The sequence below is a fragment of the Pedobacter xixiisoli genome (assembly GCF_900215335.1).
In the GTDB taxonomy this organism is placed as follows: Bacteria; Bacteroidota; Bacteroidia; order Sphingobacteriales; family Sphingobacteriaceae; genus Pedobacter; species Pedobacter xixiisoli.
In genome coordinates, this window is sequence record NZ_OCMT01000002.1 from 21,419 (window position 1) to 39,653 (window position 18,235).

The window sequence follows — 18,235 nt, forward strand, 5'->3', positions numbered from 1 at the left end:
TCGACTTAGAATGATACGTTTAAACCAAAAATTACCTGACGAGCTTGTGGATAGCTACCGAAATCTATTCCGAAAGCCCCATTTCCGCTATAAGCACTGGCCTCTGGGTCATACCCAGAATAATCAGTGAATGTGAACAGGTTTTCCCCTGTGACGTAAAGGCCGGCACTGCTTAGTCCTAGTTTACCCAAGATCCCTTTAGGTAGCGAATAGCCCAACGTTACAGATTTTAACCTTAGGTAGGAACCATTTTCTACAAAACGTGAAGAGATATCTGAATTGGAAACGTTAGCATAAATAGCCTTGGGAATGTTGGTTATTTGTCCTGGTGTTTTCCATCTTTCTAATACCGCCGTAGATTGGTTCCTAAAATCGTTCATTCCCTCCGTTTCTATCCTGGTCGCATTGAAAACATCATTTCCCTGTACTCCTTGCACAAAAACAGTAAGATTCCAGCTTTTATAACTTACATTATTGGTTACTCCACAGGTAAATTTCGGATTTGGATTACCGATAACTGTCTTGTCTTTCTCGTCGATAATGTTGTCCTTGTTGATATCCTGGTAGATCATCATACCTGTTTGTGGATCCACTCCGTTGGCAACATAACCGTAAAAAACAGCTAAAGGCAAACCTTCTCTAATTAAAGATGCTTCCTGGCGAAGATTGATAAAGCCATCTAAAATATCTGTACCGCCAATATATCCCACTTTATTTCTATTAATAGATAAATTCAGATCAGTACTCCATTTAACAGTCCTGATGGTGTTTCTTGTACTCAATAAAAATTCTAGTCCTTTATTTTCTAATTTCCCAATGTTCTGGAGGGCGCCACTAAAACCGCTTGAAAGAGCAACCGGTTTATCCAGCAATAGCTGAGTTGTTTTTTTCTGGTAGGCATCAATTGTAAGGTTCACCCTGCTGTTAAACATGGCAATATCCAAACCTATGTTATTTTGAATAGTAGCTTCCCATTGTAAGCTTTTATTTTCTGGTGTTGAAGGTGCAGTTCCAGCATAGACCTGGCCGCCTTGCACATAGTTATACCCCGTTCCTACTAAACCATAGGCTGCATAAGCATAACTGTCCACAAGGCCATCGTTACCCACACTTCCCCAAGCGTAACGGATTTTAATATCATTGATCTGCTCAACATCCTTCAGGAAATCTTCTTTTGATATTCTCCAACCTACAGAGAACGACGGAAAATATCCTCTCCTGTGTTCTTCGCCAAATGGAGATGCCGCATCTGCCCTAAAATTGGCAGATACCAGATACTTATCATCATAAGCATACCTGATTCTTGCAATGGCAGAAACATTACTCCTTTCGCTTCTTGTGGCTGATGGTCTTCCAAATATAGACCCACCATTCACAGTCTTCACACCGGTACTACTAAATCCTTTGGCCTCAATAGAAGATGATTCACCATATTTCTTCTGTGAAGTAAAGCCAATTAAAGCTTCAAAGACATGCTTTTCCTTTAAAATGGTCTTATATTCCAATGTATTTTCGGACAACCAATATTCACTTTGGCCAGTATTGAAATTGGCAACACCAGCATTTACACGTCCCCAATCTGTAGAGAATGGATCTAGAAAATAGTTATACTTACTGTTATAATTATCGTAGCCAAACATACTCCTAAATCTTAAACCTTTAATGATATCTACATTGGCATAGATATTTCCATAAAAACGGCTATTATTATACGCATTCTCAGAACCATCAATATAAGCTACCGGGTTGTTAAAGGATAATCTAAGTGGATTAGCCGTAAAGGTTCCATCGGCATTGTAAATACCAATAACTGGAGAAGCTGTTAAGGCGTTCATGATTACACCTGAATTACCAGAACCTACGTCCGAAACAATATTTCGGTCAAACCAACGGGCATAACTTAAGCTCGCACCGATCGTAATTCTATCTGTAACTTTTTGATCAATATTGGTTTTGAACGTTCCTCTCTTAACCTCGTTAGATTTCACAATGCCCTGCTCTTGAGAAAAAGCTCCAGAGATGTAATATTTGGTTTGTTCGTTTCCGCCGGCTACCGCTAACTGATAATTTTGTAGGCTTGCGGTTCTAAAAACTTCTTCCTGCCAATCGGTATTCGCAGTGAAGTTGTTCCAGTTGGCCACTTGACCTAATTCATCCATCAAGGACAGATATTGTGTCCTGTCCAGAACATTAAGTTTGTTGGCAGATTTGCTTAATCCAGTGTAAGCTGACAGACTCAGCTTTGCTTTACCGGTATTCCCCCTTTTTGTGGTGATCAGGACCACACCATTAGCACCAGAAGCACCGTAAATAGCTGCAGAAGAAGCATCCTTTAAAACGGAGATGCTTTCTATATCATTGGGATTAATATCAAACAACAATTGCGTTGGTACGCCATCGATAATATACAAAGGCTCGCTCCCCGCAGTAATGGAGGTCGTTCCCCTTACCCTTAAACTGAAACCTCCCTGTGGTTTTCCCGAAGGCCTGATGATCTGCACACCCGCAGCCTTACCCTGCATAGAATAGCCCAGGTTGGTAGACGGCCTATCTTCAAAATCCTCCGATTTGATCACACTTACCGCTCCAAGGATATCTTTCTTCTTTTGCGTTCCGTATCCCGTTACCACGACATCCTTTAACACTTCCGTGGCCTCGGTCAGCGATACTTTTACAGATTGGCCCGCAACAACCTTTAAGGTCTGGGTAACATAACTGATATGACTGAACATCAGTTCGTCGGCCTGCTCGGAAACGCTAACGACGAAAGTTCCATCGCTAGTAGTTTGGGTTACCTTGCCAGTGGATTTTACTGTAACCGCTACGCCTGGTATAGGACGGCCGTTTTGATCGGCAACGATACCTTTGACGTTAGGTACTTGGGCTTCGCCCAGATTTTTAGCATTGACTATAATATTCTTGTCGCGTACTGAAAATGTCAGGGGCAGGTCTTTCAGACATTGTCCCATCGCATCTTCCAGGCTAGCACTTTTCAGGTTTACCGACACTTTGTAGCCTTGCGACAGAATCGAAGCATCACAGATCACATTATACTTTGTTTGCTTCCGGATTTCACGGAAGACATCCACCAAAGATGCCCTGTCTTTTGTTAGGGAAACAGTTTGGGCGAATCCGTTAGCATTAGCTTGGAGGATCGCGACAGCAACAAGAAAAAATATCAACTTCATAATCAGCAAGTTACGCTTACTAAATATTACAGAAAGTCCTGTAAAAGACAACAGAGGAGAAAAAAACATACTTTTGTTTGGTTAGGTTACTATTGGATTGGTTAACGATTAGTCTGAGTAAGCCTGGCTTACTGTTTTTCAGTAATGCTGAGAGCACTGGTACTGCTCTCAGCTAAATTTATATCGGTAGCTGATATCGGGTATGGGTCAATGCATCACCAAGATCCTCCTTCCCTCAATCTTGAATTTTGCGACACGGGTAGCTTGGAGCGTGTTGAGCAGGCTTTCTAGTTTATCACTTCTTGAAGCTGTTCCCCATAGCGCTTTCGCTTTAAAATCTCCCTTATAGACCACTTCTACATCATACCATCTGGCAATCTTGCCCATGGCTACATGGATATCTTCATTATTAAAAACAAAAAGCCCCTCTTTCCATGCGATGGATTCCTCAACTTCAGAAGGATATGTTGTTAGCCGATTAGCATTGATGTTCAAGGCTGCTTCTTGTCCTGGCTTCAGGATTACCGTCTGCGAAGAACCTTCATTGGTCACTTTTACTTTACCTTCCAGCAGTGAAGTTTTAATGAAGCTGTCTTCCTGATAGGCGCTGACATTAAATTTTGTTCCCAAGACCTCCACTTTCTGTCCTGAACTCTTTACTATAAAAGGCCATTTTTTATCATAACTGGTTACCTCGAAATAAGCTTCTCCCTTCAATTCGACTTCCCTTGAGTTTTGATCGAAAGCAGAAGGAAATTTCAGCTCGGAGTCTGAATTTAACCAAGCGACGGTAGCATCAGGCAGGACTACACGGAATTGACCGCCTTTGGGAATCCTAAGTGTATTTATATGGACTTTCGTTTCTTCATCTTCGACTTTGTTGTAAACGATCTCACCGTTGGAGACCGATTGGATATCGGGGTTAAAAGCTATCGCCTTTTCCAGTTCGACCCCATCTAATTTTATTGAAGATCCATCTTCCAAAAACAGAACGGCCTTATCGGTACCAGGTGCGATGACCGAAGCAACCTGTTCTACCTTTTTATTTTTATCTAACGATACATAGGAAACAACACCCACCAATAACAGGATCGCCGCGGCGGCGGCCCAACGATAGGCAAACCCCAATGACCTTACGGTTTTAGCTGGCCTATCTGCCAAAAATGATTTAGACAATATATCTGTCCACTCTTCAAGAGAAACCTTCTCATTCCCCGAAGAGTCTATAATATCATATAAAATATCAGAAAAATTTTCTTCGTGGTTATCATCGATCACCTGCAGCAGTTCATCCTGCTCTTCCGGCAATATGGTCTTATCCATGAAGCGCCCAAATAAATACTTTAGCCTTTGCTTATCCATTTTCTTACTAATAGTTACTTTCCAGACCGGCAAATTGCGGTTGTTAATAGTAAGAAGCTTGGGGCGAAGAATAGGACTATCGAAAAATAAAAATAATTATAACTAACTGATTACAAGTAAAATAAAAACATAAGATGAATAGCCATATTTTTTGAGATAGTCCCTAATGAACTTTAGCGAGGTAACCAAAGTATTTTTTACCGTATGTGGAGATATATTCAGCAGTTCACTGATCTGGGAAATACTTAGCCCCTCATTTCTACTTAGGTTATAGATGTTCTTCCTCTGCTCTGGCAAACAATCCACAGCTTTGGCCACGATGCGTTTCAACTCGTTAAGGTCTACCATTTTATCGATATTGTTATCGGCAATAGCTGCCTTCGTCCTGAATTGTAAATCTGCCCTATCCCTCACCCCTCTTTTTCTGATGTAGGTCAAACTTTCATTGACAACAAATTTATAGAGCCAACTTTTAATGTTCTCTATTTCTGATAGCTTATCCCTGTGAATCCAGACCCTAATGAAAACATTCTGAATAATTTCCTCGGCTTCCGATGGATTGTTTGAAAGCTTTCTGGCGAATGCCAACAAATTGGAACTATATTCATAAAACAACTCGGCAAAGGCCTTCTCATCTCCTTCTGAAGCATCCAACAAAACTTGATGACGATAATCAGCTGAAAACTTATTCATAAATTTGAAGAAAGGGGAAAGTTATTCGTATAAAATCTAGCATTAGCCCAATTTGCAAAATATAATTGCTTTTATAAAAAGCTAATTACCAAATAATATTTAAATAACTGAAATAAAAATATTCAGATCAGCAGAATAATTCAGGTAAAAAATCGATTTTCTGGCCATAAGGCAGCTGCGGCCAGATAGCCAAGACCGGTTTAAGCGTAAAAGATTTTAGGATGTTGGACCGGTCTAGTTTATTTGGACAGTTTGGGACTGACAATCGTTATTATTAATGTAGGTTAAAAAATATGATTAACGCTTTTTTTATACATTTGACACACAATGTTTACGTACACGAATATGATTAGTCGACAGTATTAATTGCCTAACGGCATAAATGATTTGTTTAATTTGAGAAAAATTTGACTTAACTTAGTTTTCCAAGTTGAAATATTTAAAAAGTTCCTTTGTAATCAACTTTACGTTAACTGCGAGTTGTTCATAGGTACAGTGGATCAAAATCATTGGGTAAGGTATCCCGTCTTCCCATTTCACCAGGTCCATGGTAATCATAGATCCTTCAGAGATCTCACTCGTCCCCTCCAGCAATGAAAATATCTTGACCGCAAATCCCCCGTCAGATCCGATAGGAAAACATCCATATTCCACTATTCCTTTAAACATCTTCATTTTTAATGAAATTTCGTATCTGGTTTCCATGGCGAAATAAAAGAGCCGCCCGTGGGCAGCTCTATCAAGTAAGTAAATAACAATGTACTATTTAATCTCAATCTGACGGGTAACCATTTTGGCCTCTTCACGTTTGGGGATATTGATGCAAAGCACACCGTCCTGATATTTTGCCTCTATCTGATCAGCATTTACGCTCTCCGGTAAAGTAAACGACCTCACAAACGAACTATAGCTATACTCTTTTTTCGCATAGGTCCTATCTTGTGCATCGTCTTGGTTAAGCTGATCTACCGATATAGATAGCACATCTCCTTCAAGCTTCAATTTAAAATCTTCCTTTTTTAGACCAGGAGCGGCCAATTCTACATGATAGTGATCTGTCGATTCACTGATGTTCGTGGCAGGAACGCGTGTCACCATCCTGTCCGAGAAGAACGTGTCGTTGAAGATAGAGTCAAACACACTGTTCAAACTTGGAACAGCCGCATTCTTTTTGTTGTTTTCAGAATTAAATTTAACCAGTGTCATAGATTTTCCTCCTTAATTTGATTTAATGATTAAAACTAAATAATTAATTAAACTTGAATTTTGTTCGCCGTAAATCTAACAACTGCTATGCCAGCACCAGATTTTCTTCTAACAGGTGAAAATTTTTCAGAAAAAATGAAAAAATTGCAGTGGCAAATGTCAAAAATTCAGTCGAATCGACGATTGAAGGGTATTGGCACTAACCGATTATACATAATATGAAGTCACAATTATACCTGGTTCTTAAGAAATACCATGAACGTTGAACTTTTGCCGAGCTCGCTTTCCACCTCGATTTTTCCCCTGCCAAAGTCACGATTTCTTTTACCAGATATAGGCCGACACCAGTGTCCTCTACGTCTTTGGAGACGCGTTCGTCTTTGAAAGATTTTTCCTATATCATCTACTGCAATGCCCCAGCCATTATCACTAACGTAAATAATTGTAATGTCACCCTCTTTGGAATATTGATATCTACTGTCGGTTTTTTTTCTGGACTGGCGGTATTTGATGGCATTGCTCACCAGGTTATAGATTACGTTCCGAAGCTTTCTTCACACAAAGAAGATCTCACTTTGGCAGACCTCACATTTAATCTTTGCCCTGGATTCAAAGATGTTCAGCAAGTGTCAGACATACATCCTCCAGGGTATGTCCAAAGTCGAGCAGTTCTTCTATTGCCTTGATTCTGTAAGTTCATGGGTGATATCCTTCATCTTGAGCAGGCTGATTTCAACTTTTTCCAACAGCATCTGAAATTTTTCCAACTCCTTTTCGGGTATCTTCCTGAGCATCTCTATATGGTTAGTCTCAAGCTCGTCAATGGCTTTTTGATGTCATGCGAACTCATCTCCAGCAAAATCTCATGTTATGCCAAGAGTCTTTCCTGTTCCTTCAGATTGCGGATATGGATGGTAATCTCCACAAAGGTAATGATTACCCCATCAGTCTTCTTTGACTTTGCCGACAATATAGGGAAGGATATTCATCTGGAACCATCGCAGATCAGTGGTCTGGATTTCTTTTTCAAGCAAAATACCAGAATCTATCACCTATTGGATATTCTCGACGATACTTGGGAATCGGATGTTATCCTTGTTATCGCTAATCGACCTTCCAACATCATCGACATTCAGGCTGAACTGTTTCATTGCCGGGGGCGTGAATTTTCGGAGGATAAGGTGTGCATCTACGAACAGTTGCGGAATGATCGTATTGCGAAAATAGTTTTCGAGCTCGTCATTAAGCTCGATCAATTCTTTGATTTGCTGATTCTTATTATCCATCTCTCTCCTGCCGGATTGCAATCTGCCTGCTTGTGCAAGGCACGTAAAATCAGCTTGTCACGTATCTACATGAAAGACAGTCAATTGACAGATCTCGTGTGGTGCATAATTGTCGGCAAAATTGATAACACTTACGTTGTATCCTTTGGCCAAGGACTTAGTCTAACATACTAATCCTAAAAAATAAGTCAAAAAAAATCCCGATAAAAACCGGGATCTACAATGTATGAAGGGAAAACTATTAGTCTATCTTAACATTAACTGCGTTCAGGCCTTTTTTGCCTTGCTCGATATCATAGCTTACCGAATCATTCTCACGAATGCTATCGATCAACCCTGATGTGTGTACAAAGATTTCGCTATCTCCATTTGATGGCACGATAAATCCAAAACCTTTTGTCTCATTGAAAAATTTTACTGTTCCTTGTTGCATTATGCTATATTTTAAATAAAGCATAAAGATAGTATAATTTATTGAAATTCAATTAATTATTTACACAGAACAGTAGATTCGAAAAATTTAAATTTAAGAATATTTAAGCATGGGTTATGGCGGAGATTAGAGGATTTTCTTGTTTATGCTAATCCAGTTCTATTGAAATCATTCAGCGGTATAACGGAAAGGTTTGGGTGGAAAGTGAAACAGGAAGCAGTTCAACATTTTACATTAGCATGCCTATTCTTAATTAATTGCCCAACAACACAGAAAATTTTTAGCATTTCTTGACAGAAAAGAGCCATCAAACGCTAGGTTCAGTAAATTTCTTTAACTTATTCCAATATTTTTATGGTCTGATTCTAAGATTATCATCACTAAAAATCGTAGCGTTGTTCTAAATATAACTGCTATCTTAAGTTGATCGGACATTTGGCTTTGTACAACTCTAATTTATAAACCGTAATCACCTCATCAATAAATTCTTACAGACACTTTTAACACCTTCATATTCTATTTAGGGTCAGCGGTAATGTATTTACTGGCAATCAAAAGAAATAGGGTACGGTTTGCTTTTGCTTCTTCATAATTTTCCTTTAGCAGCGTTACTATTTGATTGTTTTTCAGCTTAACGGCTGCCATCTGGAGAATTTGGAACGAAGCCATTTCAACGCTTTCTATATTCTGAAGGTAAAATAGTATGGAAAGGTCACGTAGTTCTCTATCTTTACCTTGTTTTTGCATAGCTTCAAAGGCATCTTCCACCAAACCAGTAAGCCCTTTAGCATTACAATCAGAATAATTTGAATCTAAAACTGTATATATCATCTCCATTCTGGAAATTTCATTTTCTACATGAATTATAGTCTCTAGGATTGCCGATTTCAAATCAGCAAAATGTGCCTGTTCTAATAATTTAGGAAGCCGAGTGATTAAATGAACTTTGGCGCAATATATTTTATCCAAATGTTCTATAAAAAAAGCTTTAAGCTTATCTCCATCAAAATTGATATTTTGACTATCGTGATTATTCGTTTTGTTCATTTTGATCTAATATTTTATCATTTCCCTAACCTTCCTTGTCAGCCCTATGATGTCGAATGGTTTGGAGATGTATCCGTCAGCTCCACAGCCATTGGCAATCAAATTAAGATTTTTTTCGGCCGATAATAGCAAAACTGGCAAATTATTGGTATCCGTAAGTGCCTTAAGTTCTTTGCATATCTGTGAACCTGTTTTTTCAAAGCCACTGATTCTAACATCAAGCAGGACAAGATCTGGATGCAATAACCCAATTTCATTGGCAGACATTCCATTTCGCCTAGAAATGATGTCATAGCCTTCGTCTTGAAATATAATATCCAGTATATCCAAAATATCTGGATCATCCTCTATAATTAGTATACGTTTGGCCATAAATGTAGTTAATAAAGATAGAGGAACTGGCTATCAAACACTTTAATATAGAAATTGTTCCAACTTTAAAATAATATGTTGAGGTCTGGTTTTACCAACAAATATTAAAGGTCTATTGATAGGGTATCACTTGAGAGTTGCTATCATTAACGAGCATCGGCTAATAGGTATTTGTTCATCCTGAGGTAAGTCATCACTTTATCGTAGTCATCGACTAGCTCCAAGTAGACGGGGTTTTGCGTAGAGGGTATTTCCGATATGTTGGCAATTATCCTACCACTGGAGAGGTAAACCGACTTGGCTGTGAAAATCACAGCTTGCTCAATGCCCAGTTGCTTAGCCTTTTTTAATAGCAATTGTCCTATGTTATTATTCTATAACCTCCCCCAAAGGCCCTGCCCGCTAGCCTACTGTCCATACCTAAAGTAGATTTTCACTGTTGATATTTCTCTCAAATCAATTTTCATGATCGCAGTGTTGTATCAGATTAATATTTAAAACTAATGTTTTTAAAGGTACCGATACTGCAAACTAGGCAGCACTACCCAACTCTTCTTCTATGCGTAGCAGTTGGTTAAACTTAGAAACCCACGCTCACTACGGCAGCCACTCCCTGTTTTTAGATGCCCGGCATTGGTAGCTACGGTAAGGCAGTAATCGTGGTATCTTCTGTTTCGCCACTCCAGTGGGAACTAAAGCAATTGTAGTTATTCTTATAGGCAAGATCGATGGTTTGCAGCGTTTCAGATACGGTGCCGATCTAATTTAGTTTGATCAAGAAGGAATTCCCTATCTTTTGATCAATACCGTTTTTAAGAATAACCGGATTAGTACAGAAGATATCATCACCTACAAGCTCTGTTCGGTCACCTAATCGCTCGGTCAATTGTTGCCAGCCATCCACATCGTTCTCTCCCAGACCGTCTTTTAAAAGAACTATAGGATATTAGCTAGCTAACTTCCCCAAAGTTCGATTATTTGTTCACTGGTTTTCTCTTACTTCGTGCTTTTGAAAAATACATATTTTCCATCCTGCCACATTTCGCTGGTGGCTGAATCAGACAGAGCGACATATCCTTGCACGGTGAATAGCCCGCCTTTGAGATGGCTTCCGGTATGACCTCGACCGCTTCGGCATTGGATTTTAGATTTGGGGCAATCTACCTTCGTCGCCCACTCCTGTATAATACCCCTTTTCGTTTAATATGTCCTTGAAGGTATGGAAAATCTCGTCACCCATTCCGATGGACTCTTTAAATGAAATTGCGTTGTGCGTGCAATCATGAATTCCTGAAAGTCGATATTGTTGTCCGCATGCCTACCGCTATTGATCACGTTCATGCACGGTACGGGCATAATATAACGTTCCCTATTGTTTAACTGTCTGTACAACGGGTTTTTTATAGATGGCCGAAGCTTTGGCATAAGCGATGGAAACGGCCAGAATCCCATTAGCTCCAAGACTTGATTTATTGGGCGTACCGTCCAACGCGATCATGATCTCATCAACTTCGGTCTGCTGGATAAGCTCCCTGCCTACAAGTTCACCGGAAATAATACCGTTTACATTGTCGACCGCTTTGCTGACGCCCCTCCATGGTATCGTTTTGCATTAACATCCCGCAGTTCTGCGGCTTCCTTTTCTCCCCTGCTCGCACCGCACCCAACGTAAAAATCACCCCGACCAAGAAAATGGTCATCAATCGTCACTTCTGCCTTTACTGTCGGGGTTTCCCGGTGAATCCAACACCGCTCTTGCGTGTACTTTGGTTATTTTATTGGTTTCTAGTTTTATAAGTCCCTAATATTTTTACCCTGATAGTTGGTAAACCTGTTATTCTTGGGCTCGCCAATTACTTGTTTTCCATAAATGCTGTTGTGCCCAGAAAACAGATAGGACACCACACAGGCAATGGCAACATATACACCACATTCGCTACCGAATAGTTCCATGGCCATTATAGAACATGCCAAAGGCGTATTTGTTGCTCCGGCAAACACCGCAACAAAGCCCATCCCAGCCAGAAGCGCTGTAGGTAGCGGCAGAAAATAGGATAACGCATTGCCCAGTACCGCTCCAATGAAAAACAAAGGGGTTACCTCGCCACCCTTAAATCCTGTGGCCAAGGTCAAAATTGTAAATGCCATTTTTAGCGCAAAGTCATATGGTGGCAATTGGCCTTCAAATGACGCAACGATTATTGGGATGCCCAGACCGATATATTTTGTAGTTCCGATCGCAAAAACTGCTAGGGCTACTATTATTCCCCCGATCAACGGGCGAAATGGCGGAAATTTTATCTCGGATCTGAAAATTGAACTGGTGTGGTGAATCGCTTTACTGAATGTTGCTGCACAAAGCCCGAATGCAATGCCTGCAATAACGGCATACATGATGTTTGGAATTGAAATATCCGGGGTAAAGTCGATGTGATAATGGGTATGGTGCGTTTTCCACGTCTTGGTGACCAGATCTGCAATGATTGCCGCTGCAAATGCGGGGAAAATTGCATCGTACCTTAAACGTCCTATCAGGAAAACCTCCAAACCAAAAATGGCACCCGCTAGCGGCGTGCCGAATACCGAACCAAAGCCAGCTGCGATAGCCGAAATCATTAAAATCTTTCGTTCCCCTGCAGAGAGCCGAAAGGGCTTGCAGAACTGATCGGCAATTGCACCTGCCATTTGCAGGGCCGTACCTTCCCGCCCCGCCGAACCACCAAACAAGTGCGTTGCCATAGTTCCAATATAAACAAAGGGTGCCATACGAAATGGAATAATTTCTTTAGGATTATGGATGGTATCGATCAGCAGGTTGTTTCCAGGTTCGATATCCTTACCCAGATAATGATAGAGCATCCCAATAGCTAGCCCTCCAACAGGCAACAACGCAATCAGCCACAGGTGGTTTTCACGGAAGTTTGTAACCCAGTCCAGCGACCGGAGAAAGCCCGCAGATGCCGATCCAATACACGCCCCTATAACCGAACTGATGCACAGCCATTTTAGGACATAGGGCAATGCAGGATAGCGCCTAAAAAAGATACGAAACTGAATGTTGATTTTCTTGCCTGATGAATTTTCGTGTCTTGTTGACATAGCAAACCTGATTAAATGTGTTTAACATTAAATTAATCAGGCGCCATCAGCTTCTTAGGGCGGTTGAGTAGGAAGACACCATTTCCTTTTTTGTATAGAACAAACTTAATGATTCTATTTCAGCAATGCAACCTTAAAGTACTTTATTTTGCCTGTTCAACAATCATAGCCATGTTGTATTCAGGTCGACAGTATAAGTGTGGATAGAGCTACCTCTTATTTAGATGACTGATTTATGGCTGAGTTCACAATTTAACAACCCCTTAAGAACTGATTATAAACTAATTATATGAAAATGGCCTGGCTTCCATCCAACAGTTACTGAAAGAGAAAACCGACTAAAGCATTGCTCTTATACCGCTAAATTTGTTACGAATGTGCCGACATAAATACCCCTACCAGCGGGCATAATACCTAAATGGCCGATCAGTTAAAAAAAGCGGCAACCACTTTGCATCCGGGAACGTATATCATTATATGATTCGACCAGAAATCACCATATTGGAGGATGACCAAGACATCAGGGAGATTTTCATCTACCTGTTCACCAGCGAAGGCTACAAGGTCAACGGATTTGCCAGTGTCTCCGCATTTTCGGAAAGCCCCACCAGTCCCCAGCTATTCCTACTTGACATCAGCTTGCCCGATGGCAGTGGACTGGACATCTGTCGAAAACTAAAAAACGACCCACGTTATGCCACAATACCCATCCTAATGATATCGGCGCATGCAGATAGAAGCCATATCATGGAAAACTGTAATGCGGACGACTTCATGGAGAAACCTTTTGACATCAATGTACTGCTGTCCCGCGTTGAGGGACTCATCAACCCAAATGCTTAACCCTTCTACCGTTTCGAGCATGATCGTAAAAACACTCAACAGGATCACGACCAACAGACTGATATCAAATGCTTTTCCAGCAGGTGTGTTTACACCGTATATAATGATATACAACTTTTGTCGGAAAAGATCAAGCCCGCTTTTTAAAGGAGTTATGTCTTCCCTATCAATTTTCATTATATGGTTTTGATTTTTTCCTTTTGCTTTGCCTAGCCAATACTACATATCCGAGTACTCCTCCAATGATAGAAGCTGCGAAAATCCCAATCTTAGCTTGCGTAACATATTCCTCGTGCACAAATGCAAGTGAAGTTACAAATAACGACATGGTGAAACCGATCGAAGCCAATAGCCCGAGCCCAAGAAGATTTCTGATACTCATCCCTTCGGGAAATGGGGCAATTCTTAATTTTACGGCAATAACCGTGAAGCCTACCACACCTATAACCTTACCGATCAATAAGCCCAATGCCACCCCAATGGCGACATTCGTATTGAAAAGTTCAGCAATATCAATATCCAGTACAGCAACACCAGCATTTGCCAGTGCAAAAATTGGGATGACAATGAAAGAGACGAACGGATGCATCGCATGTTCCAATTTTTGCAAGGGCGGGATGACCTGATCGGTACTTTCACTGATATTATCCAGCACGTGTAATTGTTCGTTGGTGAGCGTTGCAATCTGATTGTTGCTATCGGCATTTTCGAACAGCCCCAGGTATTTCTGTATTTTCTGTACGTAGAAGCTCTCACCCAACCTAACATCGGCAGGAATGGTAAATGCCGCCAATACAGCTGCGATTGTTGCATGTACGCCAGATAACAAAAATGATGTCCAAACGCCACAGATCCCTAGAACAGCATAAAATAAAGTATTTCTTATTCCCAATTTATTGCCAACGTACATTGAAATAAGAAATAATACGCCAACAACCAAATTGATCATGGAAATATCCGAAGTGTAGAAAAATGCGATGACCAAGACCGCTCCCAGATCATCCACGATCGCCAATGCCGTCAAAAATATTTTCAACTTCAAAGGAATTTTGTCACCTAGGAGATAAAGTACGCCCAAAGCAAATGCGATATCCGTAGCCATGGGAATACCCCAGCCATTTTGTACCTCCCCCTTGCCATTGAACATCAGATAAATAAGTGCCGGGATGATCATTCCGCCAATGGCAGCAAAAATCGGCAGCATTGCTTTGCGGGGATTGGATAGTTCGCCTGCTACGATCTCCCTTTTAAGCTCCAGACCAACCACAAAAAAGAAGATAGCCATTAGCCCGTCGTTGATCCAATGATGTAGGCTATAATTTAAATAATCCCTGCCATCAAACTGAAAGCCCAATTTATGTTCAAACAAGTGGTGATATTGTTTAGACCAGGGAGAGTTAGCCAAGAACAAAGCAATAAGTACGCTTATTCCTAATACTATACCTCCCGCTTTCTCATTTTGTATGAATTTTTGTATTGGGCGAGCTACTTTTTCTATAGGCGACGGCTTAATTACTGACATAGATATTAACGTTTTGATGCATTGACTTACTCGCCAAATATACAGAATACATATGTTATACCCCTTTGATTCCAATAAATCTACTAGAATGCCAATTTGATTATAGGCTATTGATTTTTTGAAGAAAAGGAAAGACATTAATGTACGTAAAAGAGGTCATTGAACATAGCGAGTAGGCAATTAATTATTGCACCTATGCCGCAAATCTAAATCACCATTAATAAACCAATAACTACCTTAGACGATTAGGTGAGAGGTTTTATCAACAAGGTAGTTTGCTGGACAATCTGTGATGAAAGATATTGTCGAATTATGGTGTAGCTTATATTTGAAAGTCAGTATTAATGGTGCAAATTATAATTTCAAATCTTTAACAAATGAATCATCAAAGAAGAACGGATTTTAAAAGCTTTTGTAAATATTTAAGTATTAGCCATATGTTTTTAATTGAATAGATAGTTTAACGACACTTGATATTATTAAATTTAACGAGAAAGAGTGAAAATAAACTTTGCAGAGTAAATACAGTAAAAATAAATAAGTTAATCAATAATTTATCTGAAAAACAAAGGACAATTTTCTTATTGATAGTTTTGGCGCATTTTTGAACGCGTTTTTCCTATTCGTAGTCATACGAAATCTGGACCGATATTTTGGAATGCCCAAATCTGTATTAACTTATCTTTCTGTAACAGCAAGTATTCTTTGTATTTATTCCATCACTTGCTATTTTCTTTAAAACAAAATTGGGCACTTTTTATGAGGATTATCGGTATTGCGAACTTACTTTATTGCCTCTTGATATTAGGACTGTTGATTAGATATTTTTCTTTCCTTACAATATTAGGAGCAACCTATTTTTTAATTGAAATCATCATTATTGCATTCATTGGTCTTGTTGAACTTAAGCAGCAAGGGCAATAAAGACTATAATATAGAAACTACTTCAACAACTGGGCAATATTTAATTTGTAGATTTTGCCAATAGGTATCTTAAAATCTGCGATAAATATTAAATTGCCCTCAATGCTTTGAATATGTTTCCTACCAACCGCAAAAGATTTATGAACTTGTACGAATTCATCTTTAGGCAATTTTCCCAAAAATGACGAGAATTTTTCACGAATTGTAATGGTTTCAGCTGTGGTTACTATTTTGGTATAATTTCCGGTTGCTTCAATATAAAGTAGGCTTTCAACTTCCAGTTGAATGTGCTTTTTGTTGCTTTGAACAAAAATCCGATTTGAAACCCTACTATTTTCAGAAGAAACGATTTTGTGATTAACAGAACTATCAAACGCCTTATTGATGGCTTTTAAAAAACGTTCAAAACCAAAGGGTTTAAGTAGGTAATCCGAAATATTCAGCTCATATCCTTCCAAGGCAAATTCCTGATAGGCAGTTGTTACGATTACTTTTGGGGGATTTTTCAAAGTCTTTAAAAATTCAAAACCTTTTAGAACGGGCATATTCAAATCCAAAAAAATTAAATCTACCTCATTTTTATTCAAATATTCAAATGCTTCCAAAGCATCATAACAGTTTTTCATTAACTGCATATTCGGCAATAAATCACAATATCCTTTTATGATGTCGTGAGCAACATGTTCATCATCAATGATTAAATATCTAATCATAATTTTTTCAAAATTAGTTGAGCTTGATATACATTTTCTGTGATTGAAAAAGTCAATTCGTGTTGATTTGGATAAATTAATTCTAATCTTCTTTTCAGATTTTTCAAGCCAATGCCTGATTGGTTTTCTACTTTTTCATAATTATTTTCAATTGTAAAACAAATTTCTTTTTTAGAAGAAACTAAACTCATTTTTATATAAGTGTTCCTCCTCAAATTTTCTACGCCGTGTTTGAAAGCGTTTTCCAAAAGGATGATAAACGGCAAAGGAACAACTTTTCGGTTTTCATCAACAGCACAAATAAAATCAACGGATATCTCTTTGTGGTAACGCATTTTGTGGAGTTCGATATAGTTTTTCAAAAAATCAATTTCTTCCTGAATGGTAACCGTATCTTTTTCTCCTTCATAAATGCTGTAACGCATCATATCCGAAAGTTTCAATATTAATTCTTGGGATTTTTTAGGGTCTTTTGCATCGCAATGGTGGTGGTATGGAATGAACTGGCAGAGGGTAACAGGGAATACGCAGCTGGTCTGATTGCACTAAACAGTATATTTCAGGTATTGCTGTATAGCGTTTATGCCTATGTTTTTATTACCGTACTTCCACCGCTATTTGGTATTGATGGACTGGCGGTAAACATTACCATTGCCGAAATTGCAAAAAGTGTAGGGCTTTACCTGGGTGTTCCCTTTGCCGCAGGGATAATCAGCCGTTATGCGCTGATCAAACTTGTGGGCGAGCAATGGTTCCAGCAAAAATATGTGCCATTTATTTCGCCAATAACCCTGATTGCCCTATTGTTTACCATCGTAGTAATGTTCAGTCTTAAAGGCGAACTTATTTTACAGATACCAATGGATGTAGTCCGCATAGCTGTTCCGCTGGTCATCTATTTCGCAATTATGTTTATCGTCAGCTTTTTTGCAGGGAAAAAAATGGGCGCTGACTATTCGCAGAGCACATCCATTGCCTTTACTGCTGCTGGTAATAACTTTGAACTGGCCATAGCGGTAGGTATCGGAGTTTTTGGTATCAATTCCGGTCAGGCATTCGTGGGGGTAATCGGGCCATTGGTCGAGGTACCTGCACTTATTGCATTGGTAAACCTCGCTTTCTGGTTCAGAAAAAAGTATTATGGTTAAACAATTACTGAAAATGGCTGGTTTGGCTCTCCTACAATTAGCGAAACAACTTGCATTTCATCCCTTGGTCAGTAGAGCCCATCCTCTTTTATACAGCTGAATAGGCGCTGGATCAGTTTGTTCGTTACGGCATTGACCACACTCATTTTATTTTTGCCCTGAGTTGTCTTTCGTTCAAAATACCGCTTCATATCGCCACTTATCGATGAAGCAATAGCAGCCATGTGCAATAGCGCCTTTACCCTTTTATTAGCTTTGTGGGACACTCGCAGTCTTCCACGAAGACTGGTCCCTGATTAGTGTTCAAAAGGTACCATACAAGCGTAGCACGCAAATTTCTTGGCGTCACGAATATTTTTGAACTAGTTGGTGGAAATATGACTTCAATTGCCGTAACAG

Annotated in this window: 16 protein-coding genes, 4 pseudogenes and 1 riboswitch; of the genes and pseudogenes, 3 read left to right on the top strand and 17 right to left on the bottom strand. The window is 39.6% G+C overall.

The window, feature by feature from the left end; all coding sequences use genetic code 11:
* Window positions 1-5: 5 nt before the first annotated feature.
* The 6 genes and pseudogenes from CRO54_RS06070 to CRO54_RS21690 all read right to left on the bottom strand — a co-directional run.
* A complete protein-coding gene (locus CRO54_RS06070) occupies window positions 6-3,188 on the bottom strand; it encodes a SusC/RagA family TonB-linked outer membrane protein (RefSeq protein WP_097129985.1) in 3,183 nt (1,060 codons plus the stop codon).
* Window positions 3,189-3,395: 207 nt separating this feature from the next.
* The gene (locus CRO54_RS06075) at window positions 3,396-4,511 is read right to left on the bottom strand and encodes a FecR family protein (protein WP_179747337.1); all 1,116 of its coding nucleotides are present in this window, start codon (window positions 4,509-4,511) and stop codon (window positions 3,396-3,398) included.
* Between the two features lie 141 nt (window positions 4,512-4,652).
* Window positions 4,653-5,243 carry an RNA polymerase sigma-70 factor gene (locus CRO54_RS06080; RefSeq protein WP_097129989.1) on the bottom strand — a complete coding sequence of 197 codons (591 nt, stop codon included), beginning with the start codon at window positions 5,241-5,243 and terminating at the stop codon, window positions 4,653-4,655.
* A gap of 417 nt (window positions 5,244-5,660) precedes the next feature.
* On the bottom strand, window positions 5,661-5,948 hold the full coding sequence (locus CRO54_RS06085) for a hypothetical protein (protein ID WP_097129991.1): 288 nt from the start codon (window positions 5,946-5,948) through the stop codon (window positions 5,661-5,663).
* A 57-nt stretch (window positions 5,949-6,005) separates the two neighbouring features.
* The gene (locus tag CRO54_RS06090) at window positions 6,006-6,449 is read right to left on the bottom strand and encodes an Hsp20/alpha crystallin family protein (RefSeq protein ID WP_097129993.1); all 444 of its coding nucleotides are present in this window, start codon (window positions 6,447-6,449) and stop codon (window positions 6,006-6,008) included.
* 230 nt (window positions 6,450-6,679) lie between these two features.
* A pseudogene (locus CRO54_RS21690) lies at window positions 6,680-6,988 on the bottom strand (sensor histidine kinase); the annotation flags it as partial.
* 159 nt (window positions 6,989-7,147) lie between these two features.
* Between CRO54_RS21690 and CRO54_RS21780 the strand changes: the two are divergent.
* Entirely contained in the window at window positions 7,148-7,909 is a 762-nt protein-coding gene (locus CRO54_RS21780; RefSeq protein WP_476704026.1) for a hypothetical protein, read from the top strand.
* Window positions 7,910-7,976: 67 nt separating this feature from the next.
* On the opposite strand, the gene CRO54_RS06105 is transcribed toward CRO54_RS21780, so the two are convergent.
* From CRO54_RS06105 to CRO54_RS06130, 8 genes and pseudogenes are all read right to left on the bottom strand, one after another.
* Window positions 7,977-8,168, bottom strand: coding sequence for a cold-shock protein (locus CRO54_RS06105; RefSeq protein ID WP_097129995.1), 192 nt, complete (start codon window positions 8,166-8,168; stop codon window positions 7,977-7,979).
* Window positions 8,169-8,684: 516 nt separating this feature from the next.
* Entirely contained in the window at window positions 8,685-9,215 is a 531-nt protein-coding gene (locus CRO54_RS06110; RefSeq protein ID WP_097129997.1) for a DUF892 family protein, read from the bottom strand.
* Between the two features lie 6 nt (window positions 9,216-9,221).
* Window positions 9,222-9,587, bottom strand: coding sequence for a response regulator transcription factor (locus CRO54_RS06115; RefSeq protein ID WP_097129999.1), 366 nt, complete (start codon window positions 9,585-9,587; stop codon window positions 9,222-9,224).
* Between the two features lie 146 nt (window positions 9,588-9,733).
* On the bottom strand, window positions 9,734-9,943 hold the full coding sequence (locus tag CRO54_RS06120) for a hypothetical protein (protein WP_097130001.1): 210 nt from the start codon (window positions 9,941-9,943) through the stop codon (window positions 9,734-9,736).
* A gap of 284 nt (window positions 9,944-10,227) precedes the next feature.
* Window positions 10,228-10,491, bottom strand: a pseudogene (locus tag CRO54_RS21785) (hypothetical protein).
* 70 nt (window positions 10,492-10,561) lie between these two features.
* Window positions 10,562-11,039: pseudogene (locus CRO54_RS21790) on the bottom strand (hypothetical protein).
* A complete protein-coding gene (locus CRO54_RS21795; protein WP_476704028.1) occupies window positions 10,957-11,190 on the bottom strand; it encodes a hypothetical protein in 234 nt (77 codons plus the stop codon). Before CRO54_RS21795 ends, CRO54_RS21790 begins: the two are co-directional and overlap by 83 nt.
* Window positions 11,191-11,378: 188 nt before the next feature.
* Window positions 11,379-12,686 (bottom strand): voltage-gated chloride channel family protein, encoded by a 1,308-nt coding sequence (locus CRO54_RS06130; protein WP_097130004.1) that lies wholly within the window; start codon window positions 12,684-12,686, stop codon window positions 11,379-11,381.
* Window positions 12,687-12,716: 30 nt separating this feature from the next.
* Window positions 12,717-12,781: riboswitch (Fluoride riboswitch) on the bottom strand.
* A 382-nt stretch (window positions 12,782-13,163) separates the two neighbouring features.
* Here CRO54_RS06130 and CRO54_RS06135 point away from each other — a divergent pair.
* Window positions 13,164-13,529: a response regulator transcription factor gene (locus CRO54_RS06135; RefSeq protein WP_097130006.1), complete on the top strand. Its 366-nt coding sequence runs from the start codon at window positions 13,164-13,166 to the stop codon at window positions 13,527-13,529.
* A gap of 166 nt (window positions 13,530-13,695) precedes the next feature.
* Here the strand turns inward: CRO54_RS06135 and nhaA are convergent, their stop codons facing one another.
* The 3 genes from nhaA to CRO54_RS06150 all read right to left on the bottom strand — a co-directional run bounded on the left by nhaA (window position 13,696) and on the right by CRO54_RS06150 (window position 17,116).
* Window positions 13,696-15,051, bottom strand: coding sequence for a Na+/H+ antiporter NhaA (gene nhaA / locus CRO54_RS06140; RefSeq protein ID WP_097132285.1), 1,356 nt, complete (start codon window positions 15,049-15,051; stop codon window positions 13,696-13,698).
* Window positions 15,052-15,992: 941 nt separating this feature from the next.
* Window positions 15,993-16,688: a LytR/AlgR family response regulator transcription factor gene (locus tag CRO54_RS06145; protein ID WP_097130009.1), complete on the bottom strand. Its 696-nt coding sequence runs from the start codon at window positions 16,686-16,688 to the stop codon at window positions 15,993-15,995.
* Complete coding sequence (locus CRO54_RS06150; RefSeq protein ID WP_240775044.1) at window positions 16,685-17,116, bottom strand: sensor histidine kinase; 432 nt, start codon at window positions 17,114-17,116, stop codon at window positions 16,685-16,687. Before CRO54_RS06150 ends, CRO54_RS06145 begins: the two co-directional genes overlap by 4 nt.
* A 45-nt stretch (window positions 17,117-17,161) precedes the next feature.
* Between CRO54_RS06150 and CRO54_RS06155 the strand changes: the two are divergent.
* Window positions 17,162-17,836: pseudogene (locus CRO54_RS06155) on the top strand (arsenic resistance protein); the annotation flags it as partial.
* Between the last annotated feature and the right edge of the window lie 399 nt (window positions 17,837-18,235).

Excerpts from the sequence above, each read along its gene's own strand:
- CRO54_RS06085 (WP_097129991.1), bottom strand. The coding sequence starts at position 5,948 with ATGGAAACCAGATACGAAATTTCATTAAAAATGAAGATGTTTAAAGGA.
- CRO54_RS06145 (WP_097130009.1), bottom strand. The coding sequence starts at position 16,688 with ATGATTAGATATTTAATCATTGATGATGAACATGTTGCTCACGACATC.
- CRO54_RS21780 (WP_476704026.1), top strand. The coding sequence starts at position 7,148 with ATGGGTGATATCCTTCATCTTGAGCAGGCTGATTTCAACTTTTTCCAA.
- CRO54_RS06075 (WP_179747337.1), bottom strand. The coding sequence starts at position 4,511 with ATGGATAAGACCATATTGCCGGAAGAGCAGGATGAACTGCTGCAGGTG.
- CRO54_RS06150 (WP_240775044.1), bottom strand. The coding sequence starts at position 17,116 with ATGATGCGTTACAGCATTTATGAAGGAGAAAAAGATACGGTTACCATT.
- CRO54_RS06105 (WP_097129995.1), bottom strand. The coding sequence starts at position 8,168 with ATGCAACAAGGAACAGTAAAATTTTTCAATGAGACAAAAGGTTTTGGA.
- CRO54_RS06070 (WP_097129985.1), bottom strand. The coding sequence starts at position 3,188 with ATGAAGTTGATATTTTTTCTTGTTGCTGTCGCGATCCTCCAAGCTAAT.
- CRO54_RS06090 (WP_097129993.1), bottom strand. The coding sequence starts at position 6,449 with ATGACACTGGTTAAATTTAATTCTGAAAACAACAAAAAGAATGCGGCT.
- CRO54_RS06115 (WP_097129999.1), bottom strand. The coding sequence starts at position 9,587 with ATGGCCAAACGTATACTAATTATAGAGGATGATCCAGATATTTTGGAT.
- CRO54_RS06110 (WP_097129997.1), bottom strand. The coding sequence starts at position 9,215 with ATGAACAAAACGAATAATCACGATAGTCAAAATATCAATTTTGATGGA.
- CRO54_RS06135 (WP_097130006.1), top strand. The coding sequence starts at position 13,164 with ATGATTCGACCAGAAATCACCATATTGGAGGATGACCAAGACATCAGG.
- CRO54_RS06080 (WP_097129989.1), bottom strand. The coding sequence starts at position 5,243 with ATGAATAAGTTTTCAGCTGATTATCGTCATCAAGTTTTGTTGGATGCT.
- CRO54_RS06130 (WP_097130004.1), bottom strand. The coding sequence starts at position 12,686 with ATGTCAACAAGACACGAAAATTCATCAGGCAAGAAAATCAACATTCAG.
- nhaA (WP_097132285.1), bottom strand. The coding sequence starts at position 15,051 with ATGTCAGTAATTAAGCCGTCGCCTATAGAAAAAGTAGCTCGCCCAATA.